Source organism: Hydrogenophaga intermedia (assembly GCF_023715105.1).
Classification (GTDB): domain Bacteria; phylum Pseudomonadota; class Gammaproteobacteria; order Burkholderiales; family Burkholderiaceae_C; genus Hydrogenophaga; species Hydrogenophaga intermedia_A.
This window is the reverse complement of sequence record NZ_JAMBNO010000002.1, coordinates 229,273-251,014: the sequence shown is the minus strand read 5'-3', so window position 1 is coordinate 251,014 and position 21,742 is coordinate 229,273. Positions and strand designations below refer to the sequence as shown.

Annotated in this window: 20 protein-coding genes; all 20 read left to right on the top strand. The window is 68.5% G+C overall.

The genetic code is table 11. The features are described from left to right. The first annotated feature begins 8 nt into the window (after positions 1-8). The gene (gene hslU / locus M3149_RS02905) at positions 9-1,343 is read left to right on the top strand and encodes an ATP-dependent protease ATPase subunit HslU (protein WP_251707829.1); all 1,335 of its coding nucleotides are present in this window, start codon (positions 9-11) and stop codon (positions 1,341-1,343) included. 281 nt (positions 1,344-1,624) lie between these two features. Further along, positions 1,625-2,041, top strand: coding sequence for a division/cell wall cluster transcriptional repressor MraZ (gene mraZ, locus M3149_RS02900; protein WP_251707828.1), 417 nt, complete (start codon positions 1,625-1,627; stop codon positions 2,039-2,041). A gap of 8 nt (positions 2,042-2,049) precedes the next feature. After that, positions 2,050-2,973, top strand: a complete 924-nt coding sequence (gene rsmH, locus M3149_RS02895; RefSeq protein WP_251707827.1) for a 16S rRNA (cytosine(1402)-N(4))-methyltransferase RsmH — start codon at positions 2,050-2,052, stop codon at positions 2,971-2,973. Next, positions 2,970-3,278: a cell division protein FtsL gene (gene ftsL / locus M3149_RS02890; protein ID WP_251707826.1), complete on the top strand. Its 309-nt coding sequence runs from the start codon at positions 2,970-2,972 to the stop codon at positions 3,276-3,278. Before rsmH ends, ftsL begins: the two co-directional genes overlap by 4 nt. Then, on the top strand, positions 3,275-5,008 hold the full coding sequence (locus tag M3149_RS02885; protein ID WP_251707825.1) for a peptidoglycan D,D-transpeptidase FtsI family protein: 1,734 nt from the start codon (positions 3,275-3,277) through the stop codon (positions 5,006-5,008). Before ftsL ends, M3149_RS02885 begins: the two co-directional genes overlap by 4 nt. After that, positions 5,008-6,522, top strand: coding sequence for a UDP-N-acetylmuramoyl-L-alanyl-D-glutamate--2,6-diaminopimelate ligase (locus M3149_RS02880; protein WP_251707824.1), 1,515 nt, complete (start codon positions 5,008-5,010; stop codon positions 6,520-6,522). The genes M3149_RS02885 and M3149_RS02880 overlap by 1 nt, the downstream gene beginning before the upstream one ends. Then, positions 6,519-7,940 (top strand): UDP-N-acetylmuramoyl-tripeptide--D-alanyl-D-alanine ligase, encoded by a 1,422-nt coding sequence (locus M3149_RS02875; protein ID WP_251707823.1) that lies wholly within the window; start codon positions 6,519-6,521, stop codon positions 7,938-7,940. Before M3149_RS02880 ends, M3149_RS02875 begins: the two co-directional genes overlap by 4 nt. Then, complete coding sequence (gene mraY / locus M3149_RS02870) at positions 7,930-9,108, top strand: phospho-N-acetylmuramoyl-pentapeptide-transferase (protein WP_251707822.1); 1,179 nt, start codon at positions 7,930-7,932, stop codon at positions 9,106-9,108. The genes M3149_RS02875 and mraY overlap by 11 nt, the downstream gene beginning before the upstream one ends. After that, positions 9,105-10,910 (top strand): UDP-N-acetylmuramoyl-L-alanine--D-glutamate ligase, encoded by a 1,806-nt coding sequence (gene murD, locus M3149_RS02865; RefSeq protein ID WP_251707821.1) that lies wholly within the window; start codon positions 9,105-9,107, stop codon positions 10,908-10,910. The genes mraY and murD overlap by 4 nt, the downstream gene beginning before the upstream one ends. Beyond that, positions 10,907-12,214, top strand: a complete 1,308-nt coding sequence (gene ftsW / locus M3149_RS02860; RefSeq protein WP_435370723.1) for a putative lipid II flippase FtsW — start codon at positions 10,907-10,909, stop codon at positions 12,212-12,214. Before murD ends, ftsW begins: the two co-directional genes overlap by 4 nt. After that, entirely contained in the window at positions 12,211-13,293 is a 1,083-nt protein-coding gene (murG, locus tag M3149_RS02855; protein ID WP_435370722.1) for an undecaprenyldiphospho-muramoylpentapeptide beta-N-acetylglucosaminyltransferase, read from the top strand. The genes ftsW and murG overlap by 4 nt, the downstream gene beginning before the upstream one ends. Continuing rightward, entirely contained in the window at positions 13,290-14,690 is a 1,401-nt protein-coding gene (gene murC, locus M3149_RS02850; protein ID WP_251707820.1) for a UDP-N-acetylmuramate--L-alanine ligase, read from the top strand. Before murG ends, murC begins: the two co-directional genes overlap by 4 nt. Then, positions 14,687-15,625 (top strand): D-alanine--D-alanine ligase, encoded by a 939-nt coding sequence (locus M3149_RS02845; protein ID WP_251707819.1) that lies wholly within the window; start codon positions 14,687-14,689, stop codon positions 15,623-15,625. Before murC ends, M3149_RS02845 begins: the two co-directional genes overlap by 4 nt. Positions 15,626-15,642: 17 nt before the next feature. Continuing rightward, the gene (locus M3149_RS02840) at positions 15,643-16,443 is read left to right on the top strand and encodes a cell division protein FtsQ/DivIB (protein WP_251707818.1); all 801 of its coding nucleotides are present in this window, start codon (positions 15,643-15,645) and stop codon (positions 16,441-16,443) included. A gap of 15 nt (positions 16,444-16,458) precedes the next feature. Further along, entirely contained in the window at positions 16,459-17,688 is a 1,230-nt protein-coding gene (ftsA, locus tag M3149_RS02835; protein WP_251707817.1) for a cell division protein FtsA, read from the top strand. 160 nt (positions 17,689-17,848) lie between these two features. After that, a complete protein-coding gene (gene ftsZ / locus M3149_RS02830) occupies positions 17,849-19,069 on the top strand; it encodes a cell division protein FtsZ (RefSeq protein ID WP_251707816.1) in 1,221 nt (406 codons plus the stop codon). Positions 19,070-19,483: 414 nt separating this feature from the next. Next, complete coding sequence (lpxC, locus tag M3149_RS02825; RefSeq protein ID WP_251707815.1) at positions 19,484-20,407, top strand: UDP-3-O-acyl-N-acetylglucosamine deacetylase; 924 nt, start codon at positions 19,484-19,486, stop codon at positions 20,405-20,407. 11 nt (positions 20,408-20,418) lie between these two features. Next, positions 20,419-20,595 (top strand): hypothetical protein, encoded by a 177-nt coding sequence (locus M3149_RS02820; RefSeq protein WP_251707814.1) that lies wholly within the window; start codon positions 20,419-20,421, stop codon positions 20,593-20,595. Further along, complete coding sequence (locus M3149_RS02815) at positions 20,592-20,981, top strand: response regulator transcription factor (RefSeq protein ID WP_251707813.1); 390 nt, start codon at positions 20,592-20,594, stop codon at positions 20,979-20,981. Before M3149_RS02820 ends, M3149_RS02815 begins: the two co-directional genes overlap by 4 nt. Further along, complete coding sequence (locus M3149_RS02810) at positions 20,978-21,739, top strand: YaiO family outer membrane beta-barrel protein (RefSeq protein WP_251707812.1); 762 nt, start codon at positions 20,978-20,980, stop codon at positions 21,737-21,739. The genes M3149_RS02815 and M3149_RS02810 overlap by 4 nt, the downstream gene beginning before the upstream one ends. Positions 21,740-21,742 lie beyond the last annotated feature (3 nt).

Below are 21,742 nucleotides of genomic sequence, written 5' to 3'. Positions count from 1 at the left end.
GCCGACCGATGTCCTCCATGACCCCCCAGGAGATCGTCTCCGAACTCGACCGCTTCATCATCGGCCAGCACGGCGCCAAGCGCGCGGTGGCCATCGCGCTGCGCAACCGCTGGCGCCGCCAGCTCGTGGACGAGAAGCTTCGCCCCGAGATCACGCCCAAGAACATCCTGATGATCGGCCCCACGGGCGTGGGCAAGACCGAGATCGCACGCCGCCTGGCAAGGCTGGCCGATGCGCCCTTCATCAAGGTCGAGGCGACCAAATTCACCGAGGTCGGCTACGTCGGCAAGGACGTCGATAGCATCGTGCGCGATCTGGCCGACATCGCGATCAAGCAGACGCGCGAGGCCGAGATGCGCAAGCAGCGCACGCGCGCCGAGGATGCCGCCGAGGAGCGCATCCTCGATGCCTTGATCCCGCCGCCGCGCAGCGTCGGCTTCGAGCCACCGCCGGCGCAGGACAGCACGGCGCGCCAGACCTTTCGCAAGAAGCTGCGCCAGGGCGAACTCGATGATCGCGAGATCGAGATCGAATTGGCCGAGCCGCGCCCCGCCATGGAAATCATGGGCCCTGCGGGCATGGAAGAAATGGCCGAGCAGCTCAAGGGCCTGTTCGGGCAATTCGGTGCCGGTCGCAAGCAAGTGCGCAAGCTCAAGATCGGCGAGGCCATGAAGCTGCTGATCGACGAGGAGGCGGCCAAGCTCGTCAACGAGGACGAGATCAAGGCCCGCGCGTTGCTGAATGCCGAGCAGAACGGCATCGTATTCATCGACGAAATCGACAAGGTCACCTCGCGCAGCGACGCCGGTGGCGGTGCGGCCGAGGTCTCGCGCCAGGGCGTGCAGCGCGACCTGCTGCCGCTGGTGGAAGGCACCACCGTCTCCACCAAGTACGGCCCGATCAAGACCGACCACATCCTGTTCATCGCCAGCGGCGCGTTCCACCTGGCCAAGCCCAGCGACCTGATCCCCGAACTGCAGGGGCGTTTCCCGATCCGCGTCGAGCTGCAATCGCTGTCGGTGGACGACTTCGAGGCCATCCTCACGCAGACGCATGCCTCGCTGGTGCGCCAGTACCAGGCGCTGCTGGCCACCGAGGGCGTCACGCTCACGTTCGCGCCCGATGGCATTCGCCAGTTGGCGCAGATCGCCTGCGAGGTGAACGAGCGCACCGAGAACATCGGTGCGCGGCGTTTGTCGACCGTGATGGAGCACCTGCTCGACGAGGTCAGCTTCGACGCGGCGAAACTGCAGGGCCAGACGGTGACCATCGACGCCGCCTACGTGAACGCGCGGCTCGGTGCGCTCAGCCGCGACGAGGACCTCTCGCGCTACATCCTCTGAGGCGCCGAGCCTCTGCCAGCGACGGCTACCGCCCGTCGCCCCAGCGAACGCCCGCCAGCCCTGCTGCGGGCGTTCCTGTTTTGAAGCATCACATGCAGTGCGCGTTGTAAGTGCTTGCTTTTTATGTGCTTTTTGGCTTCCAAAGTTGCACGGAATCGGCTCTAAGTGGTTGATTTCATTGAAAAAACCCGCACAGCCACCCTTGTGGTGAGGTCTTTTCCTGCTACAGTGGAAAAAAGTGCAATTAAGTGGTGAAAAGTGCCATCTGAGGGTTGAACACCGTGTTCCAGGGTCCGTCGTCGCTGAATCTCGATGCCAAGGGGCGGCTGTCCGTGCCGACCCGGCATCGCGACGCCCTGGGCGCGGCGCTGACCATCACCAAACACCCTCACGGCTGCCTCATGGTGTTTCCGCGCACGGCCTGGGAGGAATTCCGCGGCCGCATCGCTTCGCTGCCCATGGGCGCGCAGTGGTGGAAGCGCATTTTCCTGGGCAATGCCATGGACGTGGAGATGGACGCCACCGGCCGCGTGCTGATCGCGCCGGAGCTGCGCGAGGCCGCCGGCATCAGCAAGGACGTGGTGCTGCTCGGCATGGGCGCCTACCTCGAACTCTGGGACGCGGCGACCTACAAGGCGAAGGAGGCCGAGGAGATGCAGGCCGAGATGCCCGATGTGTTCAAGGACTTCTCGTTCTGAGGACGCGGGTGGCAAACGAATGGGCTCACCAGACCGTCCTGTTGAACGAAGCCGTGCAGGCGCTCTCGATCAACCCCGACGGTCATTACGTCGACGCCACCTTCGGGCGCGGCGGCCACAGCCGCGCCATTCTGCAGAGGCTGTCGCCCCAGGGGCGGCTGACCGTCTTCGACAAAGACCCCCAGGCCATTGCCGAGGCGCAGGCCCTCGCCACGGCCGATGCGCGCGTGGCGTTGCGCCACGAGGGCTTTCGCGCGCTGGGCGAGGTGGGTGCGGCGTCGGTGGACGGCGTGCTGATGGACCTCGGCGTGAGCTCGCCGCAGATCGACGACCCCGCGCGCGGCTTCTCGTTCCGCCACGACGGCCCGCTGGACATGCGCATGGACACCACGCGTGGACAGAGCGTCGCGCAATGGCTCGAGACGGTTCCGGTTTCCACCCTGGCGGAGGTCATTCGTAACTATGGCGAAGAACGGTTTGCTTCACCGATTGCAAAGGCGATTGATCGCCGCCGACAGGAACGGGGCCCTTTTCGAACCACCCTTGAGCTGGCCGAAGTCGTGGCTGGCGCGGTCAAAACCCGCGAGCCGGGCAAGGACCCTGCAACGCGCACATTTCAGGCTCTTCGGATTTTCATCAACGCCGAGCTTGAAGAATTGCAAGCGGCGCTAGAGGCCAGCCTCACGGTGCTCAAACAGGAAGGGCGGCTCGTGGTCATCAGCTTCCACTCGCTGGAAGACCGCATGGTCAAGCAGTTCATGGCGCGCCACTCGCGCACCGTGGTGGACCGCCGCGCGCCCTTTGCCGAGCCGGCGCCGATGCGGCTGGCCGATGTGCACCGCGTGATGCCCTCCGACGACGAAGTGAAGGGCAACCCACGCGCCCGCAGTGCCGTGATGCGCGTGGCCACGCGCACCGGGGTGCCCGCATGATCAGATTGAACCTCGTTCTGCTGCTGGCGGTGCTGGCCAGTGCGTTCTATCTGGTGCACACCCAGTACGAATCGCGCCGCCTGTACGCGGCGCTCGATCGCGCGCAGGCCCAGGGCAAGCGGCTCGATGCCGATCACGAGCAACTGGTGGTGCAGCGCCGCGCGCAGGCCACGCCCGCGCGCGTTCAGCAGATAGCCGCACGCCAATTGCAGATGCGGCCTGTCACCCCGGGCATCACGCAATATGTGAGCGAGCGGCCCGCCGCCGCGCCGGCATCGCCCGCGACGGGGGAGGGTGCGCGATGAGCCGCAGCATCAACTACACCTCCAGCCCGCTGTTGGCGAGCAAGACGCCGGTGTGGCGCAGCAAGTTCATCGTGGCTTGCCTGGCGCTCGCCTTTGCAGGCCTGGCCGGCCGCGCCACGTACGTGCAGGTGGTCGGCAACGATTTCTTCCAGCGCCAGGGGGAAGTGCGCTTCGCGCGCACGCTGGAGCTGCCGGCCAACCGTGGCCGCGTGCTCGATCGCAACGGTCTCATCCTCGCCTCCAGCGTGGTGGCAGAGAGCATCTGGGCGATTCCGGAGGATGTCGACAAGAACCACCCGAAGCTGCGCGAACTCGCGCGCCTGCTCGAGATGCCACTGGCCGACCTGCGCAAGCGCCTGGCCAACGAGGACAAGACCTTCGTCTGGGTCAAGCGCCAGGTGGACGAGCCAGTGGCCAAGCAGATCGCCGCGCTAGACATCAAGGGCATCTACCAGCGCCGCGAGTACAAGCGCCAGTACCCCGAGGGCGAGGCCGCAGCGCACGTGGTGGGCTTCACCAACGTGGAAGATCGCGGCCAGGAGGGCGTGGAACTCGCCTTCAACCAGCAGCTCGCAGGCAAGGCGGGTTCGCGACGCGTCATCAAGGACCGCCTGGGCCGCGTGGTGGAGGACGTGCGCGACGTGGTGCCGCCGGTGGACGGCCCCGACCTGCAGCTCTCGATCGACAGCAAGGTGCAGTACTTTGCGTGGCAGAAGCTGCGCGATGCGGTGGCGCAGCACAAGGCCAAAGCCGGCAGCGTGATCGTGATCGACACCGTCACCGGCGAGGTGCTGGCGCTGGCCAACGTGCCCAGCTATGACCCCAACCGCCGGCGCAACCTGAGCGGCGAGCAGCTGCGCAACCGTGTGCTCACCGACACCTTCGAGCCCGGTTCGACGATGAAGCCCTTCATCGCAGCGCTGGCGCTCGACAAGGGCCTCGTGCGGCCCACCACGCCCATTCAGACCGCGCCGGGTCGCATCACCATCGGCGGCTCCACCATCCGCGACACGCACCCGGCCGAGATCCTCACCGTGGCGCAGATCATCCAGCGCTCCAGCAACGTGGGCACGGTCAAGATGGCCATGCAGATGAGCCCGCGCGAGATGTGGGAGACCTACGCCCAGGCCGGCTTCGGCCAGAAGCCGCAGGTGCCGTTCCCCGGTGCGGTGGCCGGGCGCTTGCGGCCCTACAAGAGCTGGCGGCCGATCGAGCAGGCCACCATGAGCTACGGCTACGGCCTGTCCACCTCGCTGTTCCAGCTCGCGCAGGCCTACACCGTGTTCGCCCGCGACGGCGAGATGATCTACCCCACGCTGCTCAAGAGCGACACACCGGCACAGGGCGTGCGTGTGTTCAGCGCCCAGAACGCCCGCGCCGTGCGCGAGATGCTGGGCCTGGCGGTGCAGCCCGGCGGCACCGGCACACGCGCGCAGACCATGGGCTACTCGGTGGGCGGCAAGTCGGGCACAGCCCGCAAGCAGGAAGGCAAGGGCTACGCCGAAGGCAAGTACCGCAGCGTGTTCGTCGGCCTGGCGCCGGTGGAGAACCCGCGCATCGTGGTCGCGGTGATGGTCGATGAGCCCAACAACGGCCAGTTCTATGGCGGCCTCGTAGCCGCGCCGGTGTTCAGCGAAACGGTGCAGCAGACGCTGCGCATCCTCGGCGTGCAACCCGACATGAGCGTCAAGCCGCAGATCGTGGCCGAGCCGCTGGAGGAGTCGTTCTGATGGTGCAGACGCTCGTCCACCCGCTCGCCGTGGCGACCTGGCTGCGCGCCAGTGTCACCGGTTCGCTGGTGTGCGACAGCCGCCGCATCCATGCGGGCGACGGCTTCGTCGCCTGGCCCGGTGCTGCCACCGACGGCCGGCGCTTCGTCGAGGACGCCCTGCGCGCCGGCGCGGGCGCCGCCATCGTGGAGCGCGAAGGCCTGGAGGCCTACCCGTACCGCGACGATCCCCGCGTGCTCGCCGTGCCCGGCCTCAAGGGCCAGGCCGGCGCCATCGCCAGCGCCTTCTGCCACGAACCCAGTGGCGCGCTCGACGTGATCGCCATCACCGGCACCAATGGCAAGACCTCCAGCGCGTGGTGGATGGCGCAACTGCTCACGGCGTGCGCGCGCCCTGCCGCCGTGGTGGGCACGCTGGGCATGGGCCAACCGGGTGCCGAGCTCGTGTCCACCGGCATGACCACGCCCGACCCGGTGATGCTGCAGCACCAGCTGCGCGCTTTCGTCGACGCGGGGCTGCGCGCCGTGGCGATCGAGGCCTCGTCCATCGGCATCGTCGAGGGGCGGCTCAACGGCACGCGCGTGGCGGTGGCCGTTTTGACCAACTTCACCCAGGACCACCTCGAATACCACGGCAGCATGGATGCCTACTGGTCGGCCAAACAGCGCCTGTTCGACTGGCCTGGCCTCAAGGCCGCGGTGGTCAACGCCGACGACCCCAAGGGCGCCGGTCTGATCGATCGTCTCGCCGGTCGCGGCCTGGACCTGTGGTCTGTCGCCATCGACCAACCGGGCGTGCGTCTGCGGGCCGAACACCTGGCCGTCACGCCCGAGGGCGTGACGTTCGAGATCGTCGAGTGCGATCGCCAGGGTCAGGAGCGCCATCGCCACGCGCTCACGCTGCCGCTGGTGGGGCGCTACAACGTGCACAACCTGCTGGGCGTGGTGGCTGCCGCGCGTGCCATTGGCGTTCCGATGCCGGCCGCACTGGCTGCCTGTGCGGCCCTCACTCCGGTGCCCGGCCGCATGGAGCAGGCGCAGCCCGGCACGCGCGACGCGCCGCTGGTGCTCGTGGACTACGCCCACACACCGGACGCGCTGGAAAAAGCACTGCAGGCCTTGCAGCCGATGGCACGTGCGCGTGCCGGCAAGCTGTGGGTGGTGGTGGGCTGCGGCGGCGACCGCGATCCGACCAAGCGCCCGCTGATGGCCGCGGTGGCCGCGCGCGAAGCCGCGCGCGCCGTGCTGACCAGCGACAACCCGCGCAGCGAATCGCCCGAGGCCATCCTGGCGCAGATGGTGACCGGCCTGCCATCGCGCAAGGCCGCCCACACCGAGGTCGATCGCGCCCGCGCCATCGCCTTCGCGGTGAAGCAGGCCGCGCCCGCCGATGTGATCCTGATTGCCGGCAAGGGGCACGAGGACTACCAGGAAATCCGCGGGGTGAAGACGCCTTTCTCCGACATCGCGCAGGCGCGCATGGCACTTGCCGAGCGTGCGGGAGGCCGGGCATGAAGACGCTCACCGAACTGCTGCCAGGCCTGGCCGGCGCGCGCCCGGTGGGCCGCATCACCGCCACCGTGCAACGTGTGCACACCGACACGCGAAGCCTGCGCGCGGGCGATCTGTTCGTGGCGCTGAAGGGCGAGCGCTTCGACGCCCACGATTTCCTGCCGCAGGCCGCGGCCGCTGGCGCCGTGGGTGCCATCGCGCACCATGGCCTGCAGGCCGCGGGGCTGGCGGGTGTCGAGGTGCCGGACACGCTGGCCGCGCTGCAGCAACTGGCATACGAATGGCGCGGGCAGTTCGCACTGCCCTTGATTGCCGTGACCGGCAGCAACGGCAAGACCACCGTCACCCAGATGATCGCGAGCATCCTGCGCGCGCACGCGGGCGACGCAGCGCATTTCACGCAAGGCAACTTCAACAACCACATCGGCGTGCCGCTCACCTTGCTGCGGTTGACCGCCGGGACGCGCTGCTCGGTGGTCGAGCTCGGCATGAACCACCCGGGCGAGATCGCCCAGCTCGCGGCCTTGGCCGCACCCACGGTGGCACTGGTGAACAACGCGCAGCGCGAGCACCAGGAGTTCATGGCCACGGTGGAAGCCGTGGCGCGCGAGAACGGCGCCGTCATCGAGGCGTTGGGCACCGACGGCACCGCGGTGTTCCCCAGCGACGACGTGCACACGCCCCTCTGGCAGTCGCTGGCCGGCGCGCGCCGCGTGCTCAGCTTCAGCGACACCGACCCCGAGGCAAGCGTGCGTGCCCATTCCTACCAATGGCTGGGCGAGGCCTGGGCACTGCATGCCGCCACCCCCGCGGGCGATCTGACGTGCACGCTGCGCATTGCCGGTCGCCACAACGTGCGCAATGCGCTGGCGGCCACCGCCTGCGCGCTGGCTGCCGGTGTGCCGCTGGACGCGGTGCAACGCGGCCTGGAGGCCTTCGAGCCCGTGGGTGGGCGCTCGCGCGCCGTCGCACTGCAGATCGACGGGCGCGTGGTCACCCTGGTGGACGACAGTTACAACGCCAACCCCGACTCCGTGCGCGCCGCCATCGAGGTGCTCGCCACCCTGCCTGGCCCGCACCTGCTGGTGCTGGGTGACATGGGCGAAGTGGGTGACCAGGCGCTGGCATTCCATCTCGAGGTGCTGCGCCACGCCTTTGCGCGCGGCATTGACGAGGTGCGCGTGAGCGGCGAACACATGCGCGCTGCCGTCGACGCCCTGCAAGCCGCAGGCGAGCCGGCGCCCATCCACGTGGCCGAGGTGCCCGCACTCGCCGCCGACGTCGCGGCCGAAGTGGCCACCGGTGCCGTCGGCAGCCTGCTCGTGAAAGGCTCGCGCTTCATGCGCATGGAGCGCGTGGTGCAGGCCGTGCGTGCGCTCGATCCCACGCAACAAGACAAGGACGCTCCCCATGCTGCCTAGCATTGCCCTCTGGCTGCAGGGCCTGTTTCCCGACCTGGGCTTCCTGCGCGTTTTCCAGTACCTCACCTTCCGTGCGGTGATGGCGGCGCTGACCGCACTGGTGGTGGGCCTTGTCGCGGGTCCCTGGTTCATCCGTCGCCTGGCCGCGCTCAAGATCGGCCAGCCGATCCGCGAGTACGCGATGCAGACGCACCTCACCAAGGGTGGCACACCCACCATGGGCGGCGTACTCATCCTGTTCGCGATCGCACTCTCCACGCTGTTGTGGTTCAACTGGAGCAACCGCTTCGTGTGGATCGTGCTGATCGTGACGCTGGGCTTCGGCGCCATCGGCTGGGTCGACGACTGGCGCAAGGTGGTGCACAAGAACCCCGAGGGCATGCGTTCGCGCGAGAAGTACTTCTGGCAGTCGCTCATCGGCCTGGTCGCGGCCTTCTACCTCGTGTTTGCCGTGTCCGAGACCAGCAACGCGCGCGTGTTCGAACTCTTCGTCGACTGGGTCCGCTCGGGCTTCACCGTCGACCTGCCGCCGCAGTCGGGCTTTCTCGTGCCCTTCTTCAAGGAGGTGAGCTACCCGCTGGGCGTGGCTGGCTTCGTCATCCTTACCTACCTGGTGATCGTGGGCGCAAGCAACGCCGTCAACCTCACCGACGGCCTGGATGGTCTGGCGATCATGCCCGTGGTGATGGTGGGCTCTGCACTGGGCGTGTTTGCCTACGTCACCGGCAACGCGGTGTTTTCGCGCTACCTGCTGCTGCCGCACATCCCTGGCGCGGGCGAATTGCTCATCTTCTGCGCCGCCATGGCTGGTGCCGGTCTGGCCTTCCTGTGGTTCAACACGCACCCGGCCCAGGTCTTCATGGGCGACGTCGGTGCGCTCGCGCTCGGTGGCGCGCTCGGCACCATCGCCGTCATCGTGCGCCAGGAGATCCTGCTGGCCATCATGGGCGGCATCTTCGTGGTGGAGGCGCTCTCGGTGATGCTGCAGGTGAGCTATTTCAAGTACACCAAGAAGCGCTATGGCGAAGGCCGGCGTCTGTTCCAGATGGCACCGCTGCACCACCACTTCGAGAAGAAGGGGTGGAAGGAAACGCAGGTCGTGGTGCGCTTCTGGATCATCACCATGCTGTTGTGCCTCGTGGGTCTGTCCACGCTCAAGCTGCGATGAACGACCAGCCTGTCCTCATCCTCGGTCTCGGCGCTTCCGGCCTGTCGATGGCGCGCTGGTGCACGCGCCAGGGCGCGCGCGTGACCGTGGCCGATACACGCGAGGCGCCGCCGCAGCTCGAGGCCTTGCGAAGCGAATGCCCACAGGCCACGTTCGTGAGCGGTGCGTTCGACACGGGCTTGCTGACCCGCGAGCCGTGGACCCTGATCGCGCGCAGCCCCGGCCTCGCGCCCGGCGGGCTGCAGGCCGTTTTCGCGCACGCGCAAGCCGCGGGTGTTCCCGTGCTCACCGAGCTCGATCTGTTCGCGCAGGCGCTGCAAACGCTGGCGCAGCGCGAGCGCTTCCCCTACCGGCCCAAGGTGCTGGGCATCACCGGCACCAACGGCAAGACCACCGTGACCGCGCTCACCGGTTTGTTGCTGCAGCGCGCGGGTTGGACGGTGGCGGTGGCCGGCAACATCGGTCCCGCCATGCTCGACGTGCTCGGCGCCGCGCTCGACGCCGAGGCCGTGGCGCAGCAGGCCGATGACGAGCGCGCGGCGGCCGAGGCCGAAGAAGCCGCAAAGCGCTTGGCCGAGCAAGAAGTCGCCCGGGCCGTGCCCACGCCGGACGCATCCACCACCGAGGCCGGTCCCGACACCAGCGCCGCCAACGCAAGCGATGCCGCCCATGACGAGGATGAACCGCTGCCTGGCGTCTTCGACGACGAGGCCGACACGCAGCTCGTACCGCCGCCGGCCGAGCCGCCGCCTGCGCCGCATCTGCCGCGCGCCTGGGTGCTGGAGCTCTCCAGCTTCCAGCTCGACGGCACCGCGCAGGGCGCCTGGGCCGCCGTGCCCACCGCCGCCACCGTGCTCAACCTCACCGAAGACCACCTCGACTGGCACGGCAGCATGGACGCCTACGCGCAGGCCAAGGCCGCCGTGTTCGGCGCACAGGCCCTCATGGTGCTCAACCGCGACGACGCGCGCGTGATGGCCATGAAGCCCGGTCTCGTGACGGTCAAGATCGGCAACCGCAACCGCCAGGTGCCGGCGCGCCCCTGGACAACCTTCGGGCTTGACGCCCCCGTGCGCCCGGGTGAGTGGGGCCTGGAGAGCGTCAACGGTATGACCTGGCTGGTGCGCGCACTCGCGCTCGACGAGACGCGCAGCAAAGGAAAGGCGCAGGAGGACGAGGAGGTTTACTTCCAGCGTCTCATGCCTGCCGAGGCCTTGCGCATCCGTGGCCGCCACAACGCGGCCAACGCGCTCGCTGCGCTCGCGCTCGCCACGTCCACCGGCGCGCCACTGGGCCCCATGCTGCATGGGCTGCGCGAATACCGTGGCGAACCGCACCGCGTGGAACCGGTGGCCATCGTCGATGGCGTCGAGTACTTCGACGACAGCAAGGGCACGAACGTCGGGGCCACGCTGGCCGCTGTCAACGGCCTGGGCGCCGAGCGCCGGCTGGTCGTCATCCTGGGCGGTGATGGCAAGGGGCAGGACTTTGCGCCGCTGGCCGCACCGCTCGCGCGCCACGCACGGGCCGTGTTGCTGATCGGCCGCGACGCGCCGCTGCTGCGCGCCGCGCTGGGGGAGACGCTGCAGCGCGCGGGCGTGCCGCTGCACGACGCCGGCGAACTGACCGCGGCCGTGGCGCAGGCGGCCACGCTCGCCCAATCGGGCGACGCCGTGCTCATGTCGCCGGCTTGTGCGAGCCTCGACCAGTTCCGCAACTACGTGCAACGCGCCGAGGTGTTCGTGGCCGCGGTGCGCGAACTCGCCGAAGCGCGCGGCATGAGCCTGGAGGGCGGACTGTGAGCCGCCGCAAGACCGCGCCCGACACACCCAGCCGCTGGGCCGCGCTGCGCGACCGCGCGCTGGGCGCACTTCCGGCCTGGGCCGGTGGCCTCGCCGGAGCGGGCGCGGGCGACATTCCGGTGCGCCTGTCCAGCCGCAGCTACGGCCGCCAGCGCGGCGTGGCGGTGCGCGAGACCGGCTTCGATCAACCCCTGCTCTGGGTCGCCGTGGCCTTGCTGGCCTGGGGCCTGGTGATGGTGTATTCGGCCTCGATCGCGTTGCCTGATAACCCGCGCTTTGCCAACTACGCGCACACGCACTTCGTGCTTCGCCACGGGCTGTCCATGGCGATCGGCGTGGTCGCAGCCCTGCTGGCCTTCCAGGTGCCGCTCAGGACCTGGGAACGCGCTGCGCCCTGGCTGTTCGCGCTGGCGCTGCTGCTCATGGTGCTGGTGCTCATCCCCTTCATCGGCAAGGGCGTCAACGGCGCGCGCCGCTGGATCTCGCTCGGCGTCATGAACTTCCAGCCGTCCGAACTCGGCAAGCTGGCGGTGCTGCTCTACGCGTGCAGCTACATGGTGCGCAAGATGGAGATCAAGCAGAACTTCTGGCAGGCCGTGTGGCCCATGGCGGTGGCGCTCGGGGTGGTGGGCATGTTGCTGCTTGCACAGCCCGACATGGGCGCCTTCATGGTGATCGTGGTGATCGCGATGGGCATCCTGTTCCTGGGCGGCGTCAACGCGCGCATGTTCTTCCTCATCGCGGCGGTGGTGGTCGCGGCTTTCGCGCTCATGATCATGGCCAGCGACTGGCGGCGCGAGCGCATCTTTGCCTACCTCGACCCCTGGAGCGCCGAGCACGCGCTGGGCAAGGGCTACCAGCTCTCGCACGCGCTGATTGCCTTCGGCCGCGGCGAGGTGTTCGGCGTCGGGCTGGGGGGCAGCGTTGAGAAGCTCAACTGGCTGCCCGAGGCGCACACCGACTTCCTGCTCGCCGTCATCGGCGAGGAGTTCGGTCTCGTGGGCGTCGTCACGCTGATCGGCCTGTTCCTGTGGATGACGCGGCGCATCATGCACATCGGCCGCCAGGCCATCGCGCTCGATCAGGTGTTCTCCGGCCTCGTCGCGCAAGGCGTTGGCCTGTGGTTCGGCTTCCAGGCCTTCATCAACATCGGCGTGAACCTCGGGGCGTTGCCCACCAAGGGCCTCACGCTGCCCTTCATGAGCTACGGAGGCTCGGCCATCCTGCTCAACCTGATCGCGTTGGCGATCGTGATGCGGGTGGATTTCGAGAATCGCCAGATGATGAGAGGCGCGCGCTCGTGACCACCCGAACTCCCTGCGCCCTCGTGATGGCCGGTGGCACCGGCGGCCACATCTTCCCCGGCCTGGCCGTGGCCGAGGCGCTGCGCGCGCGCGGCTGGCGCGTGCACTGGCTGGGCGCTCCCGACAGCATGGAAAGCCGCCTCGTGCCGCCGCGCGGCTTTGCGCTGGAAACGGTGCAGTTCGGCGGCCTGCGCGGCAAGGGCTTGCTCACCAAACTGCTGCTGCCGCTCAACCTGCTGCGCGCCTTCTGGCAAAGCATCCAGGTGGTGCGACGCGTCAAGCCCGATGTGCTGGTTGGCCTCGGTGGCTACATCACCTTCCCCGGCGGGATGATGGGCGTGCTGCTCGGCAAGCCGCTCGTGCTGCACGAGCAGAACTCCATCGCAGGCCTGGCCAACAAGGTGCTGGCCGAGGTGGCCGACCGCCGCTTCAGCGCCTTTCCAAACGCGCTGGCCAAGGCCGCGTGGGTGGGCAACCCACTGCGCGAGGCCTTCCTCAAGCAGCCCGCGCCTGCCGAACGCTTTGCCGGCCGTACCGGCCCGCTGCGCCTGCTGGTGGTGGGGGGCAGCCTGGGCGCGCAGGCGCTCAACCGCATCGTGCCGCAGGCGCTGGCGCTCATCCCCGAGGCGCAGCGCCCCACCGTGCTGCACCAGAGCGGCGAGAAGCAGATCGATGAGCTGCGCGCGAACTACGCCGCTGCCGGTGTGGCGGCCGATTGCACGCCGTTCATCGACGACACCGCCAGTGCCTACGCCCACGCCGACCTCGTGATCGGTCGTGCCGGGGCCAGCACCGTCACCGAACTCGCCGCGGTCGGCGCGGCCTCGCTGCTGGTGCCGTTCCCCGCCGCGGTGGACGACCACCAGACGCACAACGCGCGCTTCCTCGTCGACGCCGGCGCGGCCTGGCTCGAGGCGCAGGCCGGGCTTACGCCCGACAAACTCGCGGCACTGCTCCAGGGGCTGGATCGCGCCCAACTCCTCACCATGGCCGAGAAGGCCCGCAGCGTGGCCAAGACCGACGCCACCGGCGCGGTGGTCGACGCCTGCATCGAACTCGCGAAAGTCAGAACGGCATGAAACACGCCATCCGCCACATCCATTTCGTCGGCATCGGCGGCGCGGGCATGAGCGGCATCGCCGAGGTGCTGCTCAACCAGGGCTACCGCATCTCGGGCAGCGACCTGGGCGAGAGTGCGACCACGCGGCGTCTGGCCGCGCTGGGTGCACAGGTGTTCGCCGGGCACGACGCGAGACACATCGAAGGCGCAGACGCCATCGTCACCTCCACCGCGGTGAAGGCCGACAACCCCGAGGTGGTGGCCGCGCACGCGAAGCTGATTCCGGTGGTGCCGCGCGCCGTGATGCTGGCCGAGCTCATGCGGCTGCGCAAGGGCGTGGCCATCGCGGGCACGCACGGCAAGACCACCACCACCAGCCTGGTGGCCAGCGTGCTCGCCGAAGGCGGGCTGGACCCGACCTTCGTCATTGGAGGGCGCCTGAACAGCGCCGGCGCCAACGCGGCGCTCGGCAGCGGCGAGTACATCGTGGTCGAAGCCGACGAGTCCGACGCCTCGTTCCTGAACCTGCTGCCCATGATCTCGGTGATCACCAACATCGACGCCGACCACATGGACACCTACGGCCACGACTTCGGTCGCCTCAAGGCCGCATTCGTGGAGTTCCTGCACAAGATGCCGTTCTACGGCGCAGCTGTGGTCTGCGTGGACGACGCCGCCATCCGCGAGATCCTGCCCCAGATCGCGCGCCCCATCACCAGCTACGGTATCGACAGCGAGGACGCGCAGGTGCGCGCCATCGGTGTTCGTGCGGTGGGTGGCCAGATGCACTTCACCGTGCAGCGCCGCAACGGCGTTGAGCTGCCCGACCTGGACGTGGTGCTCAACCTGCCGGGCCGCCACAACGTGCTCAACGCGCTCGCGGCCATCGGCATCGCGGTGGAGCTCGGCGTGCCCGATGCGGCGGTGCTCAAGGCCCTGGCGGAATTCAAGGGCGTGGGCCGGCGCTTCCAGCGCTACGGAGAAGCGGTGCTGCCCGGTGGCGGCCACCTCACCGTGGTGGACGACTACGGCCACCACCCGGTGGAGATGGCGGCCACCATCGCCGCCGCGCGCGGCGCCTTTCCCGGCCGGCGCCTGATGCTGGCGTTCCAGCCGCACCGCTACACCCGCACGCGCGACTGCTTCGAGGACTTCGTCAAGGTGATCGGCCAGGCCGACGCGGTGCTCCTGGGCGAGGTCTACGCGGCGGGCGAGGCGCCCATCGTGGCGGCCGATGGCCGATCGCTGGCGCGCGCGCTGCGGGTGGCAGGCAAGCTCGAACCGGTGTTCGTCGACGACATCGCTGCCATGCCGCAGGCGGTGCTCGACAACGCACGCGATGGCGACGTGGTGCTGTGCATGGGCGCAGGCTCCATCGGCGCGGTGGCAGGACGAATCATGGAGTTGGCGAAATGAACGTGAAGGAATTCGGCAAGGTCGCCGTGCTCATGGGCGGGCGTTCCGCCGAGCGCGAGGTCTCGCTCATGTCGGGCGCGGGCGTGCTCAAGGCGCTGCAATCGAAAGGCGTCGACGCACACGCGTTCGACCCGGCCGAGCGCGACCTCGGCGATCTCAAACGCGATGGTTTCGGTCGCTGCTTCATCGCGCTGCACGGCCGCTTCGGCGAAGACGGCACGGTGCAAGGCGCGCTGGAATTGCTGGGCATCCCCTACACCGGTCCGGGCGTGATGGCCTCGGCCGTGGCGATGGACAAGCTCATGACCAAGCGCATCTGGGTCGCCGAGGGTTTGTCCACGCCCGCGTGGCGGCAGGTGCACAGCGCGGCCGAGACACACGAAGCTTTTGCGGCATTGGGCTCGCCCATGATCGTGAAGCCGGTGCGCGAGGGCTCGACCATCGGCCTGACCAAGGTCACCAGCGCGGCGCAGTGCGAAGCGGCTTACGCGCTGGCGGCCAGGCAGGACCCGATGGTGATGTGCGAGCAGTTCATTGCGGGCGACGAGGTCACCTGCCCGGTGCTGGGAACCGGCCACGCGGCGCGTGCGCTGCCGGTGATCCGCATCGTGGCGCCCGACGGCAACTACGACTACCAGAACAAGTACTTCACCGACGACACCAAGTACCTCGTGCCCAGCGGCCTGCCCGCGGGCGAGGAGGCGGCGATCCAGGCGCTGGTGCTGCAGGCCTACCGCACGCTGGGCTGCCGTGGCTGGTCGCGTGCCGACGTGATGATCGACGCCGCCACACGCAAGCCCTACCTGCTGGAGATCAATACCTCGCCCGGCATGACCGGCCATTCGCTGGTGCCGATGTCGGCGCGCGCGGCCGGCATCTCCTACGAGGACTTGTGCGTGCAACTGCTGGCCAGTGCCGGCCTGGACAACGCCTGAAAGCGCATCGAAGCACCATGGCGAACACCGAACTGCCCCTGGACGTGAAGCTGATGGCCGTGGCCACCCAGCTTCTGCTGGGCGTGTTCGCCGTGCTCACGCTCGGTGCCATCGGCACCTGGGCCGTGCGCCATCCGGTGTGGACGGTCAAGGCCATCAGCGTGCATGGCGACGTGGCCCACCAAAGCGCCGTGACGCTGCGCGCGCAACTGGCCACGCAAATGCGCTCGCGCCTGTCGTCGAGCTTCCTCAACGTCGATCTGCAGCAGGTGCGCACGCTGTTCGAGCAGGTGCCCTGGGTGCGCCGCGCCGTGGTGCAGCGCGAGTTTCCGAACCGCCTGCGCGTCACCATCGAGGAGCACCGGCCCGTCGCCTGGTGGGGCGAGAACGGTTCGGGCGAACTGGTGAACACGCTCGGTGAGGTGTTCGAAGCAAGCCCCGATGACGCCGACAACCTGCCCGAGATCGCCGGCCCCGAGGGCCGCTCTGCCGAGGTGTGGGCGCTTTATCAGACGCTGCAACCGGTCTTCGCCCGCCTCGAGTTCGACCTCGAGCGCCTGGAATTCGGCGAGCGCGGAAGCTGGCGCGCACGGCTGCACAACGGCGCCGAGATCGAGATCGGCCGCGGCACGCCCGAGGAACTGCAGGCACGCGTGCAGCGCTTCATCGGCACGCTGCCGCAGCTCACCGAACGCTACGCCGGCGCGCTGCAAAGCGTGGACCTGCGCTACCCCAACGGCTACGCGCTGCGCATCCGCGGCGTGACCACCGCCACCGACACCCCCGTCAACCCGACCCTACGCCCACCAAACCGGTAAACGCACGCATCCATCATGGCCAAGGAATACAAGGACCTCGTCGTCGGACTCGACATCGGCACCGCCAAGATCATGGTGGTGGTGGCCGAGGTGCAGAACGGCGGCACGCTCAAGCTCGCGGGCCTGGGCGTGGCCGCCAGCCACGGCTTGAAGCGCGGCGTGGTGGTCAACATCGACGCCACGGTGCAGAGCATCCAGCAGGCCCTGAAGGAAGCCGAGTTGATGGCCGACTGCCGCATCGCGCGGGTCTACACCGGCATCACCGGCAGCCACATCCGCGGCATCAACAGCAGCGGCATGGTGGCCATCAAGGACCGCGAGGTCAGCGCCACCGACGTGGCGCGCGTGATCGAGACCGCCAAGGCCATCAACATCTCCACCGACCAGCGCCTGCTGCTGGTGGAGCCGCAGGAGTTCGTGATCGACGGCCAGGAGGTCAAGGAGCCGATCGGCATGAGCGGCATCCGCCTGGAGGCCAAGGTGCACATCGTCACCGGTGCGCAGAGCGCGGCCGAGAACATCATCAAGTGCGTGCGCCGCTGCGGGCTGGAGGTGGACCAGCTCATGCTCAACCCGCTGGCCAGCAGCCAGGCCGTGCTCACCGATGACGAGAAGGAACTCGGTGTGGCCCTGGTCGACATCGGCGCCGGCACCACCGACGTGGCCATCTTCTCGGGCGGCGCCATCCGCCACACCGCGGTGATCCCGATCGCGGGCGATCTCATCACCAGCGACATCGCCATGGCGCTGCGAACGCCCACCAAGGACGCCGAAGACATCAAGGTCGAAAGCGGTTGCGCCAAACAGCTGCTGGCCGACCCGGATACGCAGGTGGAGGTGCCAGGCCTGGGCGACCGCGGCCCGCGCCTGCTGGGCAAGCAGGCCCTGGCCGGTGTGATCGAGCCGCGTGTGGAGGAGATCTTCTCGCTCGTGCAGCAAGTACTGCGCGACAGCGGCCATGAAGAAATGCTCTCCAGCGGCATCGTGCTCACCGGCGGCAGCGCGGTGATGCCGGGCATGGTCGAACTCGGCGAGGACATTTTCTTGAAGCCGGTGCGCCGTGGCGTGCCCAACTACCACAGCGCGCTGTCCGACATGGTGGCGCAGACGCGCTCGGCGACCGTGATGGGCCTGCTCGAAGAAGCGCGCCTGGCGCGCGTGCGCGGCCACAAGGTGTCGCAGAAGGCGGGCTCGATGTCGGGCGCGCTGGAGCGCGTGAAGAACTGGTTCGTGGGGACGTTCTGATGCACCGCTTCAACGACCTGCTCATCCACGGCCCGCCCGCGTGGCGATGTCGACGACGACGAGGACGGTGTGCCGAACACACCGGGCCTCCCGGATGACCCGAATCCCGATTTTCCGCACATCACCAGACAAACAGGCAACTGCATCAAGGAGCACCGAAATGAGCATCGAAATGATCGAAGTCGAAGAATTCAACCTGGGCACGCAGATCAAGGTCATCGGCGTGGGCGGCGGCGGCGGCAACGCGGTCGAACACATGATTGCCCGTGAGGTCCAGGGCGTGGAATTCATCTGCGCCAACACCGATGCGCAGGCGCTGGCACGCAGCGCAGCGCACAAGACCATCCAGCTCGGTGTGACCGGCCTGGGCGCCGGCAGCAAACCCGAGAAAGGCCGTGAGGCCGCCGAGGGCGCGGTGGAGCAGATCCGCGAAGCCATCGAGGGCGCGCACATGCTGTTCATTACCGCCGGCATGGGCGGCGGCACCGGCACCGGCGCCGCACCGGTGATCGCGCGCGTGGCCAAGGACATGGGCATCCTCACCGTGGGCGTGGTCACCAAGCCCTTCGACTGGGAAGGCGGCCGTCGCATGACCAACGCCGACAACGGCCTCGCCGAACTCGAGGCCAACGTCGATTCGCTGATCGTGGTGCTCAACGAGAAGCTGCTCGAGGTGCTGGGCGATGACGTCACCCAGGACGAGGCCTTCGCGCACGCCAACGACGTGCTCAAGAACGCCGTCGGCGGTATCGCCGAGATCATCAACGAGTACGGCAACGTCAACGTCGACTTCGAAGACGTGCGCACCGTGATGGGCGAACCCGGCAAGGCCATGATGGGCACGGCAACCGCCGCCGGCCCGGACCGCGCGCGCATCGCCGCCGAGCAGGCCGTGGCCTGCCCGCTGCTCGAAGGCATCGACCTCTCGGGCGCCAAGGGCGTGCTGGTGCTGGTCACCGCGGCCAAGGGCTCGCTCAAGCTGTCGGAGTCCAAGCTGGCGATGAACACCATCCGCGCCTACGCCTCGGCCGAAGCGCACGTGATCTACGGCGCTGCCTACGACGACAGCCTGGGCGACGAGATGCGCGTGACCGTGGTGGCCACCGGCCTGTCGCGTCACGGCGCGCGTCGCACCGCGCCGCCGCTGCAGGTGCTGCGCACCGGTACCGACAACACGCCGTTCAATGTCCCTACCGTGAACCAGGCCGTGGGCGGCCCCGGTGCCGGCGTCGCAACGGCCCAGCCCGACTACCAGCACATGGCCGTGCCCAGCGTGTGGCGCACCAACCGCACCCAGGCCGCGGCCAAGGTGGACGCGCTGGCCTCGGGTGGCATGGACGACTTCGAGATTCCTGCCTTCTTGCGCAAGCAGGCGGATTGAACGGGGGCACGTCGCTCGTGGCACCTCGCGCACGCTCGCGGGTGTGGGGTACTCCACTCCGCGGCTGTCCCCCGGACCGCTGCGCGGTCCTCCTCCTTTATGCCGCTGCGTGGAGCACCCCACACCCGCGAGCTGAAGTGATGCCGGAGCGCGCGTGATGCCGGAGCGCGCATCCGCCGAACGCCGAGAGGTCGGCGGTGATCGGTGTCCGGCGTAGCGACATAAAGGAGGAGCCAAGGGCAAAGCCCTTGGCGGGGGACAGTCGCGGAGCCGGATACCGGTCGGCGACGACCGGACCCGCCGGAGATCACAACAACAACCCAGGAAGCGGACGGAGCACACAACCGCCCCCCCCTATCAAGCCCATCACCATTTCTCACCGTGTTCCACAGGGGAAAAACCTACAATCCGGGAATGCTTGCGCAACGCACCCTCAAATCACTGACCAAGGCGGTGGGCGTCGGCCTGCACAGCGGTCAGCGCGTGGAGCTGACGCTGCGCCCGGCCGCGCCCGACACCGGCATCGTGTTCCGCCGCGTCGACCTGCCGCAGCCCGTGGACATCCCCGTCAACGCCACTGCGGTGAGCGACACCCGCCTGGCTTCCACCATCTCCAACGGCGGCGCCAAGGTGCACACCATCGAGCACCTCATGAGCGCCTGTGCCGGCCTCGGGTTGGACAACCTGTTGATCGACATCACCGCCGAAGAGGTGCCCATCCTCGATGGCTCCTCGGCTTCCTTCGTCTACCTGCTGCAAAGCGCCGGCATCGTGGCGCAGAACGCGCCCAAGCGCTTCATCCGTGTCACGCAGCCGGTGGAGGTGCGCGAAGGCGAAGGCCGCAGCCTCAAGTGGGCGCGTCTCGAGCCGTACCACGGCTACAAGCTCGCCTTCGAGATCGAGTTCGACCACCCCGCGGTGAACGCGTCGGGCCAGCGTGTGGAGTTCGACCTCGGCAGCGGCAACTACGCGCGTGAGATCGCGCGAGCACGCACCTTCGGCTTCACCAAGGACGTGGAGATGATGCGTTCCCACGGCCTGGCGCTGGGCGGCGGCCTGGACAACGCCATCGTGATGGACGACGTGAAGGTGCTCAACGCCGACGGGCTGCGCTACGGCGATGAATTCGCCAAGCACAAGATCCTCGACGCCATGGGTGACCTGCACATCGTGGGCAAACCCCTGCTCGCCGCCTACAGCGCCTTCCGCAGTGGCCACGCCATGAACAACCAGCTGCTGCGGGCATTGCTGGCGCGGCCCGAGGCCTACGAGGTCGTGAGTTTCGAGAACGATCGCGAGGCGCCGCGCGGCTTCGCGCAACTCACGCCAGCCTGGTAAGCGCTGCCAAGATGCTGCTGTTCCGTTGGGCCGTCCTGCTGCTGCTGCTCGCGGCAGGCGTGTGCTTCGCCCTCTACATCGGTACCGGCCAGGCGCGGTACCGCACCTGGGGGCTGGTGATCCTGAAGTGGACGGTGCTGGCCGCACTTGGCTTCTTTGCGGTGCTGGCCATGGAGCGCCTGCTGTGAGTGCCAGCACCCGCCCCCTGGCGCTGGTCGTTGAAGACGACGACCACATCGCCCACTTGCTGCGCTTCATGCTGGAACGCGAAGGGTACGAGGTGCTGCACGCCGTCGATGGCCGCGAAGGCGTGCGCCTGATCGAAACCGGGGCGGTGCCTGCCGTGGCGTTGCTGGACGTGATGCTGCCTTTTGTGGACGGGTTCGAGCTCGTGCGTCGCCTGCGCGCCCAGGCAGGATGGGCCGACGTTCCCGTGGTCATGCTCACCGCCAAGACACAGGAAAGCGACATCGTGCGTGCACTGGACGCCGGCGCCAACGACTACATCCTCAAGCCGTTCCAGCCGGCCGAATTGCTCGCCCGGCTGCGCCGGTTCTCGAAAGGACGCCCGTGAAGCGCTGCGCGGGCTGGTGGTTGGTCCTGCTGCTGGCAGGTCCGCTGGCACATGCACAAGATGCAGACGCTCCCCGCACGGAGGTGGGCCTGTCCACCGAACGCAGTGACCTCGACCGCGGCTACGCTGACTGGACCGAGCACAGCCTGCGCGTCCAGCGTCACCATGGCGCGCGCGACTTCAGTGCCTTCGCACTCACCCGCACCTCCCGTTTCGGGCTCGACGACACGCAGTTCGAACTCACGCACGAGCGCGCGTTGTCGCCCGCGTGGGTGGCCGGGTTGTCGCTGACGGTCAGTCCCACGCACCGCGTCCTGCCCAGAACAGGCCTGGCGGGGCGCCTGCAGTACGAATTCGCCCCGGCGTGGCTGCTGCACCTGGGTGCACGCCACACCCGCTACCGCAGCAGCGAGGTTGATCGCCTCGATCTCGGTCTTGAGCGTTACGTGGGTGATTTCAGCCACGCCCTGCGTTGGTCTCCCGTGCGTGCGCTCGGGCGCAGCGAGCAGGTTCTCGAATGGCGCAGCCACTGGTATCCGGCCGAAGGCCGCTCACTGGGATTGATCGTCGCTGCCGGCGACGAGGCCACCGAGCTCGGCGCGGGCAATATCGCGCTGGCCCGCGTGCGCTCGCTGGCGCTGGTGGCGCGCTGGCGCCTGGACGACGCCTGGACGCTCACCGGCTCGCTCAGCCGAACGCGCCAGGGCGACTTCTATGTGCGCACGGGTGTGGGCGCCGGTGTTCAGCGACGTTTCTGACCC

Coding starts and splice junctions, on each gene's coding strand:
- hslU (WP_251707829.1), top strand. CDS start 9: ATGTCCTCCATGACCCCCCAGGAGATCGTCTCCGAACTCGACCGCTTC.
- ftsL (WP_251707826.1), top strand. CDS start 2,970: ATGATCAGATTGAACCTCGTTCTGCTGCTGGCGGTGCTGGCCAGTGCG.
- M3149_RS02885 (WP_251707825.1), top strand. CDS start 3,275: ATGAGCCGCAGCATCAACTACACCTCCAGCCCGCTGTTGGCGAGCAAG.
- M3149_RS02880 (WP_251707824.1), top strand. CDS start 5,008: ATGGTGCAGACGCTCGTCCACCCGCTCGCCGTGGCGACCTGGCTGCGC.
- M3149_RS02875 (WP_251707823.1), top strand. CDS start 6,519: ATGAAGACGCTCACCGAACTGCTGCCAGGCCTGGCCGGCGCGCGCCCG.
- mraY (WP_251707822.1), top strand. CDS start 7,930: ATGCTGCCTAGCATTGCCCTCTGGCTGCAGGGCCTGTTTCCCGACCTG.
- murD (WP_251707821.1), top strand. CDS start 9,105: ATGAACGACCAGCCTGTCCTCATCCTCGGTCTCGGCGCTTCCGGCCTG.
- murC (WP_251707820.1), top strand. CDS start 13,290: ATGAAACACGCCATCCGCCACATCCATTTCGTCGGCATCGGCGGCGCG.
- M3149_RS02845 (WP_251707819.1), top strand. CDS start 14,687: ATGAACGTGAAGGAATTCGGCAAGGTCGCCGTGCTCATGGGCGGGCGT.
- M3149_RS02840 (WP_251707818.1), top strand. CDS start 15,643: ATGGCGAACACCGAACTGCCCCTGGACGTGAAGCTGATGGCCGTGGCC.
- ftsA (WP_251707817.1), top strand. CDS start 16,459: ATGGCCAAGGAATACAAGGACCTCGTCGTCGGACTCGACATCGGCACC.
- ftsZ (WP_251707816.1), top strand. CDS start 17,849: ATGAGCATCGAAATGATCGAAGTCGAAGAATTCAACCTGGGCACGCAG.
- lpxC (WP_251707815.1), top strand. CDS start 19,484: ATGCTTGCGCAACGCACCCTCAAATCACTGACCAAGGCGGTGGGCGTC.
- M3149_RS02820 (WP_251707814.1), top strand. CDS start 20,419: ATGCTGCTGTTCCGTTGGGCCGTCCTGCTGCTGCTGCTCGCGGCAGGC.